15 protein-coding genes are annotated in these 19,058 nt (G+C 66.7%); 5 read left to right on the forward strand and 10 right to left on the reverse strand.

Annotated elements, in window-relative coordinates; translation table 11 throughout:
• Window positions 1-317: 317 nt before the first annotated feature.
• The 3 genes from FHS00_RS06730 to FHS00_RS06740 form a co-directional block, all read right to left on the reverse strand.
• Entirely contained in the window at window positions 318-1,403 is a 1,086-nt protein-coding gene (locus tag FHS00_RS06730; RefSeq protein ID WP_183471117.1) for a 4-oxalomesaconate tautomerase, read from the reverse strand.
• Window positions 1,404-1,499: 96 nt separating this feature from the next.
• Window positions 1,500-3,416 carry a tripartite tricarboxylate transporter permease gene (locus tag FHS00_RS06735; protein ID WP_246391155.1) on the reverse strand — a complete coding sequence of 639 codons (1,917 nt, stop codon included), beginning with the start codon at window positions 3,414-3,416 and terminating at the stop codon, window positions 1,500-1,502.
• Window positions 3,417-3,623: 207 nt separating this feature from the next.
• On the reverse strand, window positions 3,624-4,688 hold the full coding sequence (locus FHS00_RS06740; RefSeq protein WP_183471225.1) for a Bug family tripartite tricarboxylate transporter substrate binding protein: 1,065 nt from the start codon (window positions 4,686-4,688) through the stop codon (window positions 3,624-3,626).
• A 192-nt stretch (window positions 4,689-4,880) separates the two neighbouring features.
• On the opposite strand from FHS00_RS06740, the gene FHS00_RS06745 reads away from it, so the two are divergent.
• The gene (locus FHS00_RS06745) at window positions 4,881-5,552 is read left to right on the forward strand and encodes a response regulator transcription factor (RefSeq protein ID WP_183471121.1); all 672 of its coding nucleotides are present in this window, start codon (window positions 4,881-4,883) and stop codon (window positions 5,550-5,552) included.
• The gene (locus tag FHS00_RS06750) at window positions 5,552-6,910 is read left to right on the forward strand and encodes a sensor histidine kinase (RefSeq protein ID WP_183471123.1); all 1,359 of its coding nucleotides are present in this window, start codon (window positions 5,552-5,554) and stop codon (window positions 6,908-6,910) included. The genes FHS00_RS06745 and FHS00_RS06750 overlap by 1 nt, the downstream gene beginning before the upstream one ends.
• A 6-nt stretch (window positions 6,911-6,916) precedes the next feature.
• Here FHS00_RS06750 and tcuB read toward each other — a convergent pair whose 3' ends face one another.
• The 3 genes from tcuB to FHS00_RS06765 are packed head-to-tail and all read right to left on the reverse strand — an operon-like array spanning window position 6,917 to window position 10,036.
• Window positions 6,917-7,987, reverse strand: coding sequence for a tricarballylate utilization 4Fe-4S protein TcuB (tcuB, locus tag FHS00_RS06755; protein ID WP_343064586.1), 1,071 nt, complete (start codon window positions 7,985-7,987; stop codon window positions 6,917-6,919).
• A complete protein-coding gene (tcuA, locus tag FHS00_RS06760; protein ID WP_183471125.1) occupies window positions 7,971-9,362 on the reverse strand; it encodes an FAD-dependent tricarballylate dehydrogenase TcuA in 1,392 nt (463 codons plus the stop codon). Before tcuA ends, tcuB begins: the two co-directional genes overlap by 17 nt.
• A complete protein-coding gene (locus tag FHS00_RS06765) occupies window positions 9,359-10,036 on the reverse strand; it encodes a GntR family transcriptional regulator (protein ID WP_183471229.1) in 678 nt (225 codons plus the stop codon). The genes tcuA and FHS00_RS06765 overlap by 4 nt, the downstream gene beginning before the upstream one ends.
• Before the next feature lie 76 nt (window positions 10,037-10,112).
• Between FHS00_RS06765 and FHS00_RS06770 the strand changes: the two genes are divergently transcribed.
• Complete coding sequence (locus tag FHS00_RS06770; RefSeq protein WP_183471127.1) at window positions 10,113-11,168, forward strand: AbrB family transcriptional regulator; 1,056 nt, start codon at window positions 10,113-10,115, stop codon at window positions 11,166-11,168.
• On the opposite strand, the gene FHS00_RS06775 is transcribed toward FHS00_RS06770, so the two are convergent.
• The 4 genes from FHS00_RS06775 to FHS00_RS06790 all read right to left on the reverse strand — a co-directional run bounded on the left by FHS00_RS06775 (window position 11,140) and on the right by FHS00_RS06790 (window position 16,475).
• Window positions 11,140-12,117: a D-2-hydroxyacid dehydrogenase family protein gene (locus FHS00_RS06775; protein WP_183471130.1), complete on the reverse strand. Its 978-nt coding sequence runs from the start codon at window positions 12,115-12,117 to the stop codon at window positions 11,140-11,142. The genes FHS00_RS06770 and FHS00_RS06775 overlap by 29 nt on opposite strands.
• A 9-nt stretch (window positions 12,118-12,126) precedes the next feature.
• On the reverse strand, window positions 12,127-13,218 hold the full coding sequence (locus FHS00_RS06780; RefSeq protein ID WP_183471132.1) for a 4-oxalomesaconate tautomerase: 1,092 nt from the start codon (window positions 13,216-13,218) through the stop codon (window positions 12,127-12,129).
• 59 nt (window positions 13,219-13,277) lie between these two features.
• Window positions 13,278-15,308 (reverse strand): tripartite tricarboxylate transporter permease, encoded by a 2,031-nt coding sequence (locus FHS00_RS06785; protein ID WP_183471134.1) that lies wholly within the window; start codon window positions 15,306-15,308, stop codon window positions 13,278-13,280.
• Between the two features lie 87 nt (window positions 15,309-15,395).
• Window positions 15,396-16,475: a type 2 periplasmic-binding domain-containing protein gene (locus FHS00_RS06790; RefSeq protein WP_183471136.1), complete on the reverse strand. Its 1,080-nt coding sequence runs from the start codon at window positions 16,473-16,475 to the stop codon at window positions 15,396-15,398.
• Between the two features lie 127 nt (window positions 16,476-16,602).
• Between FHS00_RS06790 and FHS00_RS06795 the strand changes: the two genes are divergently transcribed.
• Both FHS00_RS06795 and FHS00_RS06800 read left to right on the forward strand, forming a co-directional pair.
• Window positions 16,603-17,268, forward strand: coding sequence for a response regulator transcription factor (locus FHS00_RS06795; RefSeq protein ID WP_183471138.1), 666 nt, complete (start codon window positions 16,603-16,605; stop codon window positions 17,266-17,268).
• A complete protein-coding gene (locus tag FHS00_RS06800) occupies window positions 17,265-18,656 on the forward strand; it encodes a sensor histidine kinase (protein WP_183471140.1) in 1,392 nt (463 codons plus the stop codon). The genes FHS00_RS06795 and FHS00_RS06800 overlap by 4 nt, the downstream gene beginning before the upstream one ends.
• The last annotated feature ends 402 nt before the right edge of the window (window positions 18,657-19,058 follow it).

The following is a 19,058-nucleotide window of genomic DNA, read 5'->3' on the forward strand; positions in this document are numbered from 1 at the left end:
TAGCATTCCGATTATCTGTTCTTACGTGAAACGCGATCGCTTTATGTCCGTCTCCTCTGCCCCGCTCGAGCTCCCTCATAGCTTCTCTCAGCCATTCAGGTACCTCGGCGATCATGTCCGCGATGATCTTCGTCGGCTTCTCATCGAGCGTAAGTGTACGCCGATTCCGCGCGACTTCTGGGTCACCCTAATGTCGAAGAGGTTATTGCATGAGGGCGCGCCGGTTCCGGCGGGGAACTAATGAGAATATGCGCTACGCCACTGCTTCGATATGACCGAAAAGGTTTCCGCAGAACTTTGGCCTGGCAATAAATTGACTATGGGGTCCACACTGACTTTGGCACGAAGACCTTGCCCTCCGCGAGCTTTCGTGCGGTGCGCAGGAGCCCGGCCGCCTCGAGGGTGAAGCCGCCTTCGGTCGAATACTCGACCAGCACGTCGATCGTGCCCGAGCCGTGCTCGAGCACGACGTTCGCGGGCGAGCCCACGGGGCGCTCGAGCAGACCATCGGCCACCGTGCCTGGGGTCAGGGCGCAGGAAGCCAGGCATTGCGCCCCGGTCACCGCCATGGATGGATGGGTGTTCCATGGCATGAAATAGCGTGTGGCGATCGAGCCGCCGCCCTGCGCGGGCGCGAGCAATCCGAACTTCGGCGTCACCGACTTTGTCACGTCACCCATTCCCATGCGCCGCCCAGCTTCCAGCCGCACCGCCTCGATCCGCGCGAAGAGATCGCGGTCGGCATCGAGCTCGGCCGCGCTCTCGTAGCCCGTCACGCCGAAATCCGCGGCCCGGCCGATCACCATCGGCATGGCGACGTCCATGCAGGTGACCTCGACCCCGCCAATCTCATCACGCAGCTGCCCGGTGGGCAGGAAGGCCCCGGTGGCCGAGCCAACCACGCCGCGGAAGCTCAGCTCGACCGGCGCCGCCGTCCCCGGAACCCCGGCGATGGCCGCCTTGCCGTCATAGGACAGCCGCCCGCCCGGCGTCATCACCCGGGCCACGACCCGCGCGCCGGTGTTGACCGCGCGGATCTTCACCTCGGTGACGTCGCCGGTCACCGGCGCCAGCCCCATCTCGATCGCCGCCGGGCCGACGCCGGACAGGATGTTGCCGCAGGTCGGCTTGAAGTCCACCAGCCGCTCCGCGACCGCGACCTGCGCGAAGAAGTAGTCGACATCGGCCCAGTCGTCCTCGGAAGCCGAGAGCATCGCCACCTTGGTGGTCACCGCCGCGCCGCCACCGATACCATCGATGTTGAGCGGGTGCCCGGCGCCGAGCGCCGCGATCAGCACCTCAGCCAAGATCTCGCGATCCTCGGGCAGGTCCGAGCGCCGGAAATACGGCCCCCGCGACGTGCCACCGCGCAAAAAGAGAAAGGGTATGCCAGTCTGAGTCATGGAGGCTCCGAACGAGGCCCACAGGCCGTCAGAAAAGTCGGTGGAGACGGACGCGGCACCGGGGCTTCCGGCGCCGCAGCTTCGAGCAGGCTCGGATCAACTGAAGGGCCAAGGCAATGCCATGTGCTCCTGCGCGAGCCCGTAGGGGAAGTTGAGCGACAGCGCCCAGGCCAGGAGCAGCACCACCCCAGCCGCCGAGGCGGTCATCAGCGCCGCCGGGACGAGCCGGGTCCGGGCCCGCAACAGAAGGAAGGCCGGGAAGAACAGCAGCAGCGCCGCATAGAAGCCCAGCACCGCGCTGCCCGCGACCAGCGCGGCGATCCAGCCGATGCCACCCCACATCCCCGCCAGCCCCTGATCGGGCGTGACGGCAAGCTCGGCATCGAAGCGCGCCTTATGGCCCGGCGCGGCGGTGACCAGCTGCGGCAGCAGCAGCGCGATCATCGCCAGGCCGATCACCGCGGCGCTGGCCGGGAAGATCATGCCAAGGAAGCTATGACCGAGCGCATCGCGTAGCGCCCAGAGGAAGAACAGGCCGATCGCCGCCGCGAACAGCACCTGCGGCAGGCGCTGGCGATCGGTCCCGCCAGCCTCGACGCTACCCGCGCTTCCGGTGTCGTCGACACGATTGCGCAGGCCGAGCACAACCGAGGCGACGGTGAGCAATGCGAGGATGATCACGCCGGGACGGGTGACGAAGCCCCAGTCGTAGAATTGCACGGCTTGGTAGAAATAGGTTTCGGCCTGAGGTGCGAGCACGTAGCCGATCAACAGCGCCGGACGCGGCCAGCCGAAGCGCTTCATCAGCACGCCGAGCACGCCCAGCACCAGCAGCGCCACGAGATCGGCGAGGTCGCGGGTGGCCTGGAAAGCGGCGAAGCAGATCAGCGCGATCATGAAAGGCGCCAGCACCTGGAACGGCACGCGGGTCAGCCGGGCGATCGGAAGCGCCAGCATCAGGCAGATCCCGGCGCCCATGACATTGGCGATCGCCAGCGACCAGATCACGGAATAGGTGATGTCGAGATCGGCACCGACCATGGCCGGGCCGGGCTCGATTCCCAGTAGCACCATGCCGCCCAGAAACACCGCCATCGAGCCCGAGCCGGGAATGCCGAACAGCATGGTCGGCAACAGCGCCCCGCCCTGCATGGCGTTGTTGGCGCTTTCAGGGGCAACAACGCCCCGGATGTCACCCTGGCCAAATTTCGGATCAGTCTTGGTGCTCTGCACCGCATGGCCATAGGCGATCCAGTCGACCACCGAGCCGCCGAGGCCCGGGATCGCGCCGATCATGCAGCCCAAGCCCGAGCAGCGCAGCGACAGGAACACGTTTCGCCACCAGTCGCGCAGGCCCTGCCCCCAGCCAGAACCCAGCGCGTTGCCTTCGGCGATGGCGGCGTTGCGGCGCAGCAGGTCGGCGATCTCGGGGATGGCGAAGAAGCCGAGACCCACCACGACGAGTGGAATGCCGTCATAGAGATAGTCGAATCCCATGATCATGCGAAATTCGCCGGTCGCGGGCGAGCCGCCGATCGAACCGATCAGCAAGCCCACGACGCAGGCCGCGAGCCCCTTGGCGAGGCTGCGCCCCGCGAGCACAGCAACCATCGAGAGGCCGAACAGGGTCAGCATGAAAAGCTCGGCCGAGCCGAACATCAAGATCAGCGGCCGGGCGATTACCACGAAACCGGTCAGCACCAGCGCACCGAAGAGGCCGCCGAACATCGAGCTGACGAAGGCGGCGGACAACGCGCGCGCCGCCTGTCCCTGCCGGGCCAAAGGAAAGCCATCCAGCACCGTGGCCTGGCTTGCCGATGAGCCGGGAATGCCCATCAGCACCGAGGAGAATGTATCAGAAGTCGGGATCACCGCGACGAGGCCGATCAGCATCGCCAGCGCCGAGACCTCGTCCATGCCATAGAGGAACGGCACCAGAAGAGAGAGGCCGGCGATGCCGCCCAGACCCGGGATGACGCCGACCGTCAGGCCGACCGAGACGCCCAGCAGCATGTAGAGCAGGTGCTGGAAGGTGAGCAAAGTCGCGAGAGCGTTGATGAGCGTGTCCGCCACGGCAGCGATCCTTGGTATGGCAGCGACAAGCCGGCGCCCGCCCCCACCGCTTTGCGCGATGGGGTAGGCCAAGCGCATGCCCGCCGCAGCGATGTCGGTAATAGGGAATGGTGCCGGGCGGACATGAGGGCCGCCCGGCGGCCGGGCTTATTCGCCCAGACGAACGCCGTATTCGCCGGCCAGCATCTCGACCACCTGATCGCGAAGCTCGGGCGCGATGGTGGTACCACGTTCGAATAGGGTCTGGGCCTGCGGACCGGTCACCTGCTCGTAGGTACCGAGAACGGCCTCCTTCGCGGACTGGTATTCAGGATCGGCCTTCATTGCCTCGAAGGCTGCCTCGTAGGCCGTGACGATCTCGTCGGGGGTTTCCGACGGCACGACGACAAGCTTCTGGGCCGGGAAGCCGGCGGCAAAGAATGCGAAGTAGGCGTCGAATTCCGGTCCCTCGGCCGGCTGACCGGTCAGGGTCTCGTAGGCCTCGCCGAAATGCGGCAGGTCGGGGAAGGTCGGGTCGCGAACCAGCACGCCATCCTCGTCGAGAGCGCCCCAGCTGAATAGCGGCACGGCCTGACCGGCTTCGACCAGTGGCTGGACGTTGCTGATATATGCGGAGGAGGTCTGGTAATCGATGTTCACCTCGCCGCGCTCAAAGGCGATCCGTCCATCGCTGCGGCCCTGGAAACCGAAGACGTGGCGCGCATCGAGCCCCATCGCCTCGAAGGCCAGCAGCGGCACGAGATCGAGCGAAGTCGCGCCCTGGCTGGCATAAGTCAGCTTCTGATCCGCGAGCTTGCCGATCTCCTCAGGCGCGGTCACCCCGGTCGCGGGGGTGGTGTAGACCACGCCACCGGTGGGCGAGGCCATGACCACCTTCCAGTCCTGATAGTCGTAACGCACGCGCGGGTCGTTCAAGAGGTAGGGAAACTGGGTCGAGCCGGAGGTGCCCAGCAGCTGCAATCCGTCCGGCTTGGCGCGGGCTGCATAAAGGTTCGCGCCCTTGGTCGAACCGCCGCCTGGTTCGTTGACGACGACCACCGTCGGATTGCCCGGCAGGTACTTTTGCAGGAACGGTGCGTTGAAGCGGGCCCAAGTGTCCGAGCCGCCGCCGGGCGAGAACGGGATGATCCACTCGATGGTCTCGCCTTCGAAGCTGACCGAGGCCTGCGCCGACATGGGCAGCGTCAGCGCGACGCCGGTCCACAGCGCCATGGCCAGTCCCGTCCTGCGGGTGATGCCGAGATTCTTTGACAAGTCGTCCTCCCTTGATGTCTTAGAGTTCGAACGGTCCCGGCGGATCTCCTCGTCCCCGCCGTGCCCGGGGTCCACGGCGGCTGTCGCCGGTGGCCCTGACCCGGCGGGATACACCCGCAACCTGTCCGAAAGCTGTCGGGATCGAATTTCATGCGGATCGTTCTGATCGAAGACAATGAGGGCCTCGCCAAGGGGCTTTCTGCCGCGCTGCGCGATCATGGCTTCGCCGTCGACTGGCTCGCCGACGGGGCGGAGGGCGAGAGGTTCCTGCGCAACGAGGGGGCCGACATTGCCATCATCGACGTCAACCTGCCGGGCTTGGGCGGGCTGGAAATCCTGCGCAGCCTGCGGGTGCGCGGCGATGCCGTGCCAGTCCTGATGCTGACCGCGATGGGAAAGACCTCGGACCGGGTCACCGGGCTCGAGGCCGGAGCTGACGACTATCTCGTGAAACCTTTCGAGGTGGCCGAGCTGGTGGCGCGGCTGCGCGCGCTGGCCCGCAGGCGGCCGGAACTGCGCGCCAATGTCGAAAGCTTCGGGGCGCTCAGGCTCGACCGCGCCGCACGCCGGCTCTCCGGGCCGGCAGGACCCATCGACCTACCCCGCCGCGAGTTGGCCCTGTTCGAGGTTCTCGCGGCGAATTCCGGCCGCATCGTCGAGAAACAGAGAATCGCCGCCACGCTCTACGGTACGGGCTCGGAGGTCGAGCCCAATGCCGTGGAGATCCTCGTGTCACGGCTAAGGCGCAAGATCGAGGGTCATGGCGTAACGATCCGGACCGCGCGCGGCCTGGGCTACATGCTCGACGACGGAGGCGCGTGATGCGGCTGTCGCTCAGGGCGCGGCTGTTCACGATGATCGTGCTGCCACTGGTGCTGGTGGCCGGTCTCGCGTCCTGGGCGCGACTCGACAGCGCCACGCAGCTGTCGCAGCGGCTCTATGACCAGACGCTGATGGCCGTGGCGCTGGTGATCTCGCGTGACGTGCTGCTGAGCGAGGGCGACATCCTGACCGGTGCGCTCACGGGCGCGCTGAGCGAGGCGCTGGGAGACCGCGTCTTCTACCGGATTGTCGGACCGGAGGGCAGTTTCGTCACCGGCTTCTCGGAGGCTCCCGCGCCGCCACCCGGCGATGGCGCGGACATGCCGCGCTTCTACGACAGCACTCTGGACGGGGTGCCGGTGCGGGTCGTGACGCTGCGCGAGCACTTCGACGACCCGCGTTTCGAAGGCTGGGTCACGGTGCAGGTCTGGCAAACCGTGTCCGAACGCGCTGCGCTCAGCCTGCGGCTGCTGGCACAGACGATCTTCTCGCTCGCCTCTGTGATTGTCACGGCCGGGCTGATCGTCTGGTTCGGTATCCACCGTGGCTTGCGGCCGATGCGCCAGCTCGAAGCGGCAATCGCGGCCCGCACCCCCGACGATCTCCATCCGATCCGTCGCTGGGTGCCGCCCGAGATGAACCGCTTGGTCGAGGCGACGAACGACCTTTTAGCGCGGCTTCGTGCAGCCTTCGCCGCGCGCGACGCCTTCATCTCTGACGCAGCTCACCAGATCCGAAATCCAATCGCATCGCTGCAAGTTCAGGCCGAAGCACTTCTCACCGCACCCGACGAGGCCAGCTTGCGCCGCCGTGCCGGTGATCTGGCGGCAGATGCGCGGCGCGCCGGGCGTTTGACCAACCAGTTGCTGTCGATGGAGAAGGTCCGCGGCCGCAGCCTGCGCCGCGAACGGTCCCAACTCGACCTCGTGGCGCTGGCGACGGAAACGTCCCGAGGCTTCGCCGCGCGCGCCTTGCGGCGGGGTGTGGAAGTTTCCTTCGCCTCGACCGGTACGCCCCGGTCGGTGATAGCCGACCGCGTGCTGGTGGAGGAAATGCTGGTCAATCTGCTCGACAACGCCTTGATGCACGGCGCGGCTCATGGCGGTGAAATTGCCGTGACGCTCGATTTCGCCCCTGAGGCCGTCACCCTCGCTGTAGCGGATGACGGCCCCGGTGTGCCAGACGACCTGCGCGAACGGATCTTCGACCGATTCTTTCGTGCGGAGGATGACGGCACTGCGGGCTGTGGTCTGGGGCTTGCGATCGCGCGCGATGTCGCGCAGGCGCATGGCGGCGATGTGCGGCTCGCCTCGGGCACCCAAGGAGCGCGGTTCGAAGCCGTCCTCCCGCTATCCTGAATTCGCTTAGCTCGCCTCCCGCCGTTGCGCGTCCCGGACCAGCGCCGCCAGCCGGTAGAAGCCATGTGCCATCTTGGTGAAGGGCATCAGCAGGAAGAAGGCCAGCACTCCGCCCAGATGCAGCGCGAGGATCATTGGCAGCGCCGCGTGATCGCGCAGCAGCCAGAGCGCCAGCCCGCTCCATGCTACGAAGGCCAGGAGCAGTACGAAGCCCATCTCGCCGCCCCAGGCGCGCGGTGCACCGAGCTCGGGATCGGCCTTAAGCTTGAGATGCGCGAGCCACAGCGCACCCACCCCGAGCAGCAGCCCGCCCGGCACGCCCAGGAGCTTCGGCAGCGACCAGAAGCCGTAAGGCGCGGGCGCGTCGAAGACGTAGTGCAGCACGGTGCCAGACGAGGTCGATGCGAAGCAAAGCAGGAAGCCTACCAGCACGGCGGTGTGGGCATGTCGGCGCGCTTGGCTAAAGCGGTCTTCCTCCTCGAAGTTGCAGCCGTCACCATGCCCGCCAGCGAGGTTGCGCATTTTCGCGGCCGAGCCAAAGGCATGGCGCAGATGGCCGAGCGTGATCCGCCCGCCTCCGACATGCGCCCAATAGCGGCGCAGGCTGACGGAAAGGCTCGCGAGCGGCAGTAGGAAGGCCGGCGCGAAGATCGCCACCATGGCGTTGTGCGACAGCACCGCGTAGAAGCCCTCGCCCTCCGCCGGCAGGGCGCGCGCGGCGAGGAAAAGCGCCGCGAAGCCCAGCACGAAGGCGACGGCGATCATCGTGCCGCTGCGCTGGAACGCGCGCGCGAGCCCGCCGGGCCAGGCGAAGGTGTCCCAGCTGTCATGCCGCAGCTCTGCCAGCGCCTTGGGCAGGTTCAGGTCGAACTCGTGCGGCGCGGTGTACTGGCACGCATGGTAGCAGTTGCGGCAGTTGTGACAGAGATTGGCAAGCTGTGTGAGGTCGGCCTCCGCGAAAGCGCGCTCAGCCTGCAAGGCGGGGAACACCGCGCAATAGCCCTCGCAGTAGCGGCAGGCGTTGCAGATCTCCGCCTGGCGGCGTGCTTCTTCGACGAATTCAGGCTGCATTTGCATATGCGGCGGCCTCCTTGCCTGCGATACGTCCAAAGACGGTTCCGATGGTCATGCCGAAGCCGGCGAGATAGCCTTGGCCCAAGATCGAGCCCGCCATGGTCTCGCCTGCGGCCCAGAGATTGCGGATCGGGCCCCGGTCGGTGGCGCACTGCGCGCGTTCGTCGACCTTGAGCCCGAGATAGGTAAACGTGACACCGGTTTTCAGCGAGTAGCCGTAGAAGGGCGGCTCGGTGATTGGCCGGGCCCAGTTGGTCTTGGGCGGGGTCAGCCCTGTCGTGGTGACGCCGTCGAGTTCCATCGGGCTGAAGCCCGAGGTGTCGCCGCAAGCCGAGTTGAATTCGGCCACCGTGGCCGCGACCTTCTGTGCGGGTAGCCCCATCATCCCGGCCAACTCCTCGATGCTGTCCGCCCTCAGGGGCGGAAAGACCGAGGGCATGAAGAGGTTTATGCTCTTCGCGTCGATGATGACGTGGCCCACCTGGTCGGGCTGCGCTGCGACCAGACGGCCCCAGATCGCGTAGCGCTTGGGCCAGACATCCTCTCCCTCGTCGTAGAAGCGCTCGCCTTCGTTGTTGACCACGATGGAGAACGGCACGCAGTCGAGCCGGGTGACGATGCCGCCGTCATAGAGCGGCGCGCGCCCATCGATGGCGACCGCGTGGCACTGGGTCGGATCGCCGACCGAGGCCACGCCCTGACCCAATAGATCGGCCAGCACGACGCCGCGGTTGTAGGGCGTGCCTCGGATCAGGAAGTTCTTCGCCGCCGGTCCCCAGGCCCGCGCCAGCCAGTCGCGGTCGGCCTGGAACCCGCCCGAGGCCACGACCACGGCGCGCGGTGACAGGCTATGGGATTGGCCCTCATGATCGAAGTCGACCCGAGCGATGCAGTCGCCATCGAGTTCGAGATGCGTGACATGCGCCTCGTAGCGCACCTCGACGCCCAGTGCCTCGACGGTGCGGTAATAGGCGTTCACCAGACTTTTGCCGCCGCCCATGAAGAAGGCGTTGGTCCGTGCGAGGCTCAGCGTGCCCGAGAGCGAGGGCTGGAAGCGCACGCCATGCGCCTCCATCCAGGGCAGGCAGTCCTGCGAGGACTGGATGGCGAGGCGCGCGAGTCCTTCGTCAGTCTTGCCGCCGGTCACCTTCATCAGGTCGGCTACGTATTCTTCTTCCTCATAGGCATCGACCAGCACCGAGAGCGGTCCATCATGCATGCAGCGGAAGTTGCGGGTGTGGCGCGAATTGCCGCCGCGATAGGGCTTGGGCGCAGCCTCGAGAATCAGCACCCGCGCCCCCGCCTCCGCGGCCTCGATGGCGGCGCAAAGCGCAGCGTTGCCGCCGCCGATCACCAGAATGTCGGGCGTGTCCGTCACAGCATGTCTCCATCGTCAAGCGGTGGCGCCTTGGCGCGGACAGCGCGAACGCGCACCCGCTGGGCGGCCTCGATATGCGCGCGCATCGCGGCTTCGGCGCGCACGCCGTCGCGCGCGATGAGCGCGTCGAGCACGGCGCGGTGCTCCTCGACCGCCCGCTCGGCCCGCTCGGGCGCGGTGAGCGTCGTCGGCCCGAGGATCATCAGCGCCTTTTGAAGCCCTTGGATCGAACGGGTGAGAAAGCGGTTCTTGGCGGCATCCAGAAGCGCCGCGTGGAACTGCCGGTTGAGGTCGTAGGCCTGTGGCGTGGCACCGGCGCGGACCAACTCCTCGTTCAAGGTGGCGAGCTCATCGATTTCGATCTCCGAGGCCGCTCGAGCCGCGAGACGCGCTGCCGTACCCTCGAGCACCGCGCGCATCTCATAGAGCTCCATTACCTCCGCGTAGTCGAGCCCGCGTACGCTTGCGCCCTGACGCGGGACATGGGTGACGAGACCGTCCGCCTCGAGCTGGCGGATCGCCTCGCGCACCGGCGTGCGGCTGACGCCCAGCCGCTCGGCCAGTTCGGTCTCACGCAGCCGGTCGCCCGCTGCCAGCCGGCCAGCCCGGATTTCCTCGAGCAGGCGGCGATAGGCGGCACCACCCTGCCCTTCGCCGCGATCCTCCTCGCTCAGCGTCATGATGCTCCCCTTGCAAACTGCATACAGTTGGATACAATTGGACACATACCGAGTCAACGCGGAGTTTCCGATGCCTCGCCTGCCGCTTCCGCCCGCTGCCCGCATCGCCCTTACCGCAGCTGTCGCAGCGCTTGGCACGCTGGTCTTCCATGCCGCGAGCCTGCCCCTGCCCTTCCTTTTTGGGCCGATGTTCGCCTGCCTCCTCTCGGCACTCGTGGGGCTACCGCTGCGTGGCTTCGGGCAGGTCTCTGTCGCAGGTCGCACGATCCTCGGCGTCGCGGTCGGTGCCTCGATCACGCCTGCCGTGCTGGCGCGGCTGCCCGAAATGGCGGTCTCGATCGCGCTGGTGCCGGTCTTCATCGCGGTGATCGGCGCGGTCGGCGTGCCGTTCTTCCGGCGGGTCTGGGGTTTCGACGGAGCGACGGCCTATTATGCGGCGATGCCCGGCGGGCTACAGGACATGGTGATCTTCGGCATCGAGGCGGGCGGCGACGCGCGGGCCCTGTCGCTCATCCACGCGACGCGGGTGCTGTTCATCGTCACGCTGGCCCCTATCCTGCTGACACAGCTCTACGGCAGCAGCCTATCGAACCCGATCGGCGCGCCCGCCTCCGACCTGCCGCTGGCGGAGATGGCACTGATGGCCGCCGCCGCATGGATCGGGTGGAAGGGCGGCGAGCGGATCGGGCTGTTCGGCGCCTCGATCCTCGGCCCGATGATCGTGACCGCCGCGCTCTCGCTCTCGGGGTTGATCCATGCGCGCCCGCCCGCCGAGGCGATCCTCGCCGCGCAGTTCTTGATCGGCTGTGGCATTGGCGTCCACTTCGTGGGCGTCACAATGCGCGAGCTCGGCCGCGACGTGGCGGCGGGCGCGGCCTATGTAGTGGTATTGGCGGCGCTGGCGGCGGCGGTGTCATCGCTGGTGCGGTGGCTCGACCTCGCCGGGGGCGTCGACGCCTTCCTCGCTTTCGCGCCGGGTGGCCAGGCCGAGATGACGGTGCTTGCGATCGTCGCCGGGGCTGATCTCGGCTATGTTATCGCGCATCACCTGACACGGATCGTGCTGGTGATCACCGGTGCGCCGGTGGTCGCCGGGATCAAGCGCCGGGCCGGGCTTCGGGATTGATGACGTTGATCGGCGCGCCATTCGCATAGGCCACGACCTGGTCGAAGATGTCCGAAAATTGCAGCTCGAACTCGTCCTCGGTGACGAAACCGATATGCGGCGTGCAGATCAGGTTCGGATGCGCGAGCAGCGGATCGGCGGGATCGATCGCGGGCTCGGTGTCGAACACGTCGATCGCCGCCATGCCGGGACGGCCTCGGTTCAGAGCCTCAAGCAGCGCGCCGGGCGAGATCAGCCCCGCGCGAGAGGTGTTCACGAACACCGAGCCGGGCCGCATCCGCGACAGGTCGTCCAGCGTGACGATGCCGCGCGTGTGGGGCTTTAGCCGGACATGCAGCGAGACGACGTCGCTCTCGGCGAAGAACGCCTCACGGCTGGCTGCCACCTGCACGCCATCGGCCTCAGCCCGCGCGCGCCCCTCCTTGGAGGCCCACCAGACCACCTCCATGCCGAAGGCCTCGGCATAGCCCGCGACGGTCTTGGCGATCCTCCCGTAGCCGTAGAGCCCGAGCCGGCGCCCGCGCAGAGTCTTGCCGACGCCGATCTGCCAGCGCCCGGCCTTGGCCGCGGCCATCTGCTGCGGGATCTGGCGCATCGCCGACAGGATCAGCCCCCAAGTCAGTTCGGCCGCGGCATAGGAGGGCGCGTCGGCATGCATGTTCGAGCACAAGAGCACGCCGTGATCGGTGCAGGCCACGACATCAACATGCGGGTAGACGCTGCGCTGGGAGATCAGCCGCAGCTTCGGCAGCCGCTCCAGCAGCTTCCGGGTGACCTTGGTACGTTCGCGGAACAGCACCAGCGCCTCTGCTTCGCGCAGCCGGTGGGCCAGCTCGTCCACATCCTCGACGTGATCGGTCCATACGTTGATGTCGTGACCTCCGAGCTTCGAGAAACACGGTAGCCCGCGTAGCGTGTCGAACCAGTCGTCGAGGATGTGGACCTTCATCTGCGTTCCCTATTCCGAGCCGCCCCACACTGACTTTGGCACGAAGACCTTGCCCTCCGCGAGCTTTCGTGCGGTGCGCAGGAGCCCGGCCGCCTCGAGGGTGAAGCCGCCTTCGGTCGAATACTCGACCAGCACGTCGATCGTGCCCGAGCCGTGCTCGAGCACGACGTTCGCGGGCGAGCCCACGGGGCGCTCGAGCAGACCATCGGCCACCGTGCCTGGGGTCAGGGCGCAGGAAGCCAGGCATTGCGCCCCGGTCACCGCCATGGATGGATGGGTGTTCCATGGCATGAAATAGCGTGTGGCGATCGAGCCGCCGCCCTGCGCGGGCGCGAGCAATCCGAACTTCGGCGTCACCGACTTTGTCACGTCACCCATTCCCATGCGCCGCCCAGCTTCCAGCCGCACCGCCTCGATCCGCGCGAAGAGATCGCGGTCGGCATCGAGCTCGGCCGCGCTCTCGTAGCCCGTCACGCCGAAATCCGCGGCCCGGCCGATCACCATCGGCATGGCGACGTCCATGCAGGTGACCTCGACCCCGCCAATCTCATCACGCAGCTGCCCGGTGGGCAGGAAGGCCCCGGTGGCCGAGCCAACCACGCCGCGGAAGCTCAGCTCGACCGGCGCCGCCGTCCCCGGAACCCCGGCGATGGCCGCCTTGCCGTCATAGGACAGCCGCCCGCCCGGCGTCATCACCCGGGCCACGACCCGCGCGCCGGTGTTGACCGCGCGGATCTTCACCTCGGTGACGTCGCCGGTCACCGGCGCCAGCCCCATCTCGATCGCCGCCGGGCCGACGCCGGACAGGATGTTGCCGCAGGTCGGCTTGAAGTCCACCAGCCGCTCCGCGACCGCGACCTGCGCGAAGAAGTAGTCGACATCGGCCCAGTCGTCCTCGGAAGCCGAGAGCATCGCCACCTTGGTGGTCACCGCCGCGCCGCCACCGATACCATCGATGTTGAGCGGGTGCCCGGCGCCGAGCGCCGCGATCAGCACCTCAGCCAAGATCTCGCGATCCTCGGGCAGGTCCGAGCGCCGGAAATACGGCCCCCGCGACGTGCCACCGCGCAAAAAGAGAAAGGGTATGCCAGTCTGAGTCATGAGTCGTGTCCGAGGGAAGTTGGAAGGGCCCGGCCCCTGATCGGAGCCGGGCCGGGATCTCAGCGCAGCGGCCAAGGCAGATCGATTGCGTCCTGCAAGAGCCCCGGCGGGAAATCGCGGTTGAGTGCGCTTGCCATCAGGCACATGAATGCAATGCCCCCGGCAGATAGCAGAAGCGTCTTGCCCCAGCCGCAGCCCGCGCGAATGCGGAAGAAGGACACGAGGAAGCCTGCCAGTGCGAGGATGAAGCCTACGACCCAGGTCGCGGCGATCAGCCCCGCGAACCACGCGAGCGTGCCCCAGAGCCCGTGCGGCGCGTCGGCATCCTCGCCTGCCATCTCCTTGTCGGCGAAGACCGCATCACTCTCGGGCCGGCGCATCATCTGCATCAGCAGCACGAGGCAGGCCGCCAAGGTTACGCCGCCTACCACCAGCGGGACGACCTTGTCGGTCATATTGTAGTCGGGGATGGCGTTGGCATTGATCAGCGCGGCGATGACGTAGCCCATCACCACCATCAGGAACACCAGCGGCGCGCGTTTGGAGCCGGTGGGCACCTCGCCCTCGGCAGCGATGGCCTTAGCCTGCCGCAGCCCGAACACCACCGACAGCACGGTGATCACGATCAGCACGATCACGATTGGCGAGAAAACGTATTCCATCCCCTCCTCGAAGCTCTTGCGGAAGCGGAAGGAGGCGATCTGTACCGCTTGGTTCGAGAACTTTTCGACCGGGTTCGACAGCACAAAACCGATCAGGAAGGCCGGGCGCGACCAGTCGAAGCGGCGCAGGAACACGCCGATCAGGCCGATTGCAAAGAGCGCCAGCAGGTCCTCGAAGTTCTGGCCCGATTGGAACGCCGCAAAGGCAATCAGCATGAACAGGAAGGGTGCGAGATAGGTGAAACGGATCGTGGTGAGCCGGGCGATCCCGCCCGAAGCCGCGATGCACAAAAGCGTGCCGACCACGTTGGCCAGTGCCAGCAGCCAGACGATGGAATAGGTGATGTCGAGATTGTCGCGCAGCATCGCTGGGCCGACCTCGATGTCGCCCGAGCCCAGAAGGGCGATCGCGCCGATGAAGATCGCCATCGAGCCCGAACCGGGAATGCCGAACAGCAGCGTCGGCACGAGGCCTCCGCCCTCCTTGGCGTTGTTCGAGCTTTCCGGCCCGATCACGCCGCGGACGTTGCCCAGGCCAAAGTCGGAGGTGTCGCGCGTGCTTTGTACGGTGTGGCCATAGGCGATCCAGTCGACCACCGAACCGCCGAGGCCGGGGATGACACCGACCACCACGCCAATGATCGAACAGCGCACCGAGAGCCACTTGTTGGCGAACCAGTCGCGCACCCCATCGGCCCAGCCGGCGCCGAGGTTCGCATCTTGCGAAATGGCGCGGTCCTGGCGCAGCAGCGAAACGATCTCGGGGATCGCGAAGATGCCGAGGCCCACGATGACGAGCTGCAACCCGTCGGTCAGGTAGGGGATGTCATAGGTCGACATCCGTAGCGAGCCGCCGGCATCCGCTTCGCCGATCGTGCCGATAAGCAAGCCGAGGCCCGCCGCGGCCACGCCCTTGAGCGCGACGCGGCCTGCGAGGATCGCCACCATTGACAGGCCGAAGACCGTGATCATCAGCATCTCGGGCAGGCCGAAGGCGAGCACGATGGGCCGCGCCACGAGGATGAACAGGGTCAGGAAGGCCGCCCCCACCAGCCCGCCGAAGAGCGACGAGGTGAAGGCAGCCGAGAGCGCTCGTGCCGCCTGCCCCTGCTTGGCCATCGGAAAGCCGTCGAGGACCGTGGCCTGGCTCGCCGAGGAGCCGGGGATGCCCATCAGCACGGAGGCGAAGGTGTCCGAGGTGGGCACCACCGCGACCATGCCAATCATCAGCGCGAGGCCCATTACCGGGTCCATGCCGAACATGAAAGGCAGCAGCAGCGACAGCCCGGCGATGCCGCCAAGTCCGGGGAACACGCCGACCGCAAGTCCCATCACCACGCCCAGCACCAGATAGGCAAGGACCATCGGTTGCAATATCAGGGCCCAAGCCTGACTGAGCGCAGGCAGGGCCGTTGCGATCATCTCCATGAGGGTCGCCTTCACATGTCAGGAATGAAATTCGCGAGGCGCCCCGCCCCCAAAGGGGGGAGGGAAGACGGGGCGCCGGCGAGGGCCTCAGCCCTCGAGCTCGACTCCGTAGGAGTCGCGCAACCAGGTCTTCACGTAGTCCTTGGCTTCCTGCGGCACCGAAGTCGCCTGCTGGAGCGCGCGCTGGGCGCCCTCGCCCACGAAGACCGGATATTCGCCCACGGTCTGCGTGGAGATCTGCTCGAAATCTTCACGATTGCGGACCGCCTCGAAGGCCGCGACATAGGTGTCGATCACCTCCTGATCGGTGCCCTTCGGCAAGAAGGCCAACTTCTGCACCGGGAAGCCCGCGACGAAGAACGCTTTCCAGGCGTCCCATGCCTCGCCAGAGGTCTCGCAACCCTCGGTGGCCTCGCAAACTTCCTTGAAGGTCGGAATGTCGGGGAAGGTCGGGTCGCGGACGATATTGCCGTCTTCGTCGAGTGCGCCCCAGGTCATCATCGGCACGGCCTGCCCGGCTTCGACCAGATCGGCGGAGCCGCCGAGATAGCCGGAGGTAGTCTGGTAGTCGATATTGGCCTCGCCACGCTCGAACATCAGCCGCCCGTCACCGCGACCCTTGATGCCGAAGACCGGCTCCACATTCATGCCGAGCATTTCCCAAGCCAGCAGCGGCACGAGATCAAGCCGGGTCGCGCCCTGGCTGCCATAGATGAAATCCATGTCCTTAAGCGCGTTGGCCGATCCGTCGAACTTGGCGCCCGCTTCGGGCTCCAGATAGGCGACGCCGCCGGTGCCTGACGCCATCACCGGAATCCAGTCGTTATACTCATAGCGCACACGAGGGTCGTTCAGCAGATAGGGGAACTGGGTCGAGCCCGAGGAGCCGAAGATAAGCGTGCCGTCGCCCTCTTCCTGCTCCTGGAACCAGTTGGCACCCTTGGTCGATCCGGCGCCGGGCATGAACTTGACCACCACGGTGGGCTGGCCCGGCAGCGCCTCGGACAGCAGCGGTGCGAAGAAGTTGGCCCATTTGGCCGAGCCGCCGGTTTCGGAGAAGGGGATCACCCATTCCACGGTCTCGCCAGAGAGATCGACCTCGGCGGTCGCGGCGAAGGGGGTGGCGGCGATCAGCGCCGCGAGCGCAGCGCGCGTGAATTTCGTCATGTCGTCCTCCCAACGTTTCGGATGCCGATGGTCGGGCTCCTCCCCGCCACCGGCGCCTCAGGGGCTTCACCTCGCCCCCGAACCCAAGCATCATGGCGCACCAACCTTGCACGAAGCTTGCAAAGAAATGAGAATTGTCATCGTCGAGGATAACGAAGGGCTGGCGAGCGCCATCGCCTACCGATTGCGCGATCGCGGTCACTCGACCGACCTTCTGGGCAACGGCCGTGAGGCAGACGCGCATTTGGCGGCAGAGGGCGCCGATCTCGTGGTGCTCGACATCAACCTGCCCGGCCTCGACGGGATCGAGGTGCTACGCGCCATGCGGGCGCGCGGCGACGGCACGCCGGTCCTGATGTTGACGGCGCGCGGCGAGACCGCCGACCGGGTGCGTGGCCTCGATGCCGGGGCCGACGACTACCTCGTGAAGCCATTCGAGATGGACGAGCTCGAGGCGCGCATCCGGGCGCTGTCGCGGCGCCGCGACCTCGACTACGGTGCCGTGGAGACAATCGGGCCGCTGCGCTTCGACCGGCAGTCGCGGACGCTCGGCACCGCCGAGGGTCCGCTCGACCTGCCCCGCCGCGAGCTTGCGCTGTTCGAATGCCTGCTCGAGGGGCGCGGCCGGCTGGTGTCGAAGTCGCGCCTCACCGATCATGTCTACGGCGTCGGCGCCGACGTGGATGACACCGCGATCGAGCCGCATGTCTCGCGCCTGCGCCGCCGGCTCGCGCCGCATGGCGTGACGATAAAGGCCGCGCGGGGCCTGGGCTACATGCTCGACCTCGCATGAAGCGGCCAACATCGCTGCGCGTCAGGTTGCTTGCCCTGACCCTCGTGCCGTTGATGCTGGTCGCGGTGGCGCTGGGGGCGTGGCGGTACACCGTCGCGCAATCTACCGCCGAGGAGATCTTCGACCGGTCGCTGCTGGCCACGGCGCTGGCGATCTCGCGCGATGTCACGGTTTCCGGCGGCGACGCGCTGACACCGGCGACGCGCGACCTTCTGAACGACGCTTCGGGAGGCGAGGTATTCTACCACGTCACCGGCCCCGACGGGGTCTACGTCACCGGCTATGCCTACCCGCCTCGGCCCGAGAATGCGGCCGATGCCCCGATCCTATTCGGCCAGGGACGCTATCGCGGCGAGGAGGTGCGCATCCTTCAACTGGTCGAACGGACGACGCTGGGAAACCTGACGGGCGATTCCCGGATCACGGTCTGGCAGCGCACCGCCGAGCGTGAGGCCTTCGCCCGCGCCCAAGCGCTGCGGTCGCTGCGCACAATGGGCGCGCTTCTCGCGGTGCTCGCCGTGTTGTTGTGGTTCGGCGTGGCGCGCGGCCTGCGCCCGCTCACCAATCTCGAGGCCGCGATCGCGCTGCGCTCGCCCGACGACCTGACGCCGATCCGCCGTCCAGTCCCGCCCGAAGTCGCCGGCATCGTCGCCACTTTGAACCAGCTGATCGGTCAGATGCGCGATAGCATCGCGGCGCATCAGGCCTTCATTTCCGACGCAGCTCACCAGCTGCGCAACCCGGCTACGGCCACTCTGTCGCTGGCCCAAACCGCACGGGATGCGGCCGACCCCGACGAGCGCGGTCGACGGCTCGATGCGCTCGTCGAGGCCGCACGCCGCTCGGTTCGACTGACGGAACAGCTGCTGTCGCTCGAAAAGTTGCGCTACGCGACGCCCGAGACCGAGACCCCGGAGATCGACCTCGTTTCCGTAATCGAAGAGGTCTGCGCCCTGGAAGGCGCAGCGGCATTGGAGGCGGGGCTGGATTTCGAGCTGTTCGTCGAAGCGCGCGCACTCCAGGTCCGTATGGACTCGGTCCATGCCGGCGAAGCAGTAAAGAACTTGATCGATAATGCGCGCCGCCATGGTGGACCGGACTTACGATCGATCCGGGTGGAATTGGCGCGCGAAAGAACCACGGCAATCGTCCGGATCGTGGATGACGGCATCGGGCTGTCGCCCGACAGAGCCGATACGGCCTTGAAACGCTTTGGCCAGATCGGCCCGTCGAGCGGCAGCGGCCTCGGCCTATCGATCGCCGAGGCCATCGCAAAACGCTACGGCGGACGCCTTGTCATCGAAACCGCGGTGAAGGGCACGAGCATTTCCATCCAGCTTCCGTTGTCCGGCACCGTGCCGGATGATCACTGCCCTTCTTGCCCGTAGCTTGGCAGGCACAGCACCTATCGAGCGCTCGCAGCGAAGGGTGGGAATGTCCGTTCAGGGGGCTCAGTCCGGACTGCGGCAACGGTCCGGGATTTACTGTTCATCACGTCCCCTTCGCATACTCCAGCCAGTGAGGTCATCTCTTACAAATAGCCTTCGAGTGCTGCTTTCGAATGGTCGGATGCGCTGCGGCACAGACTGTGACACAAAAGGCGTTTTGCTTGCCGGGCAGTTGACACCATATACTTTGTTATGCCATATTTCTAATTGATATCAGTAACTTAGTATAGAATCCTACCACCCCAGCCAGGTTTTTCCCAAGACATTGATATCCTTGATGCTCCGGTCCTGAGCCGGGATGTCGTGCTTGGCTGTCACTCCCTGCTACGGCTTTGACTAACG

It is taken from the genome of Limimaricola variabilis, from assembly GCF_014195545.1.
GTDB classification, from domain to species: Bacteria; Pseudomonadota; Alphaproteobacteria; order Rhodobacterales; family Rhodobacteraceae; genus Limimaricola; species Limimaricola variabilis.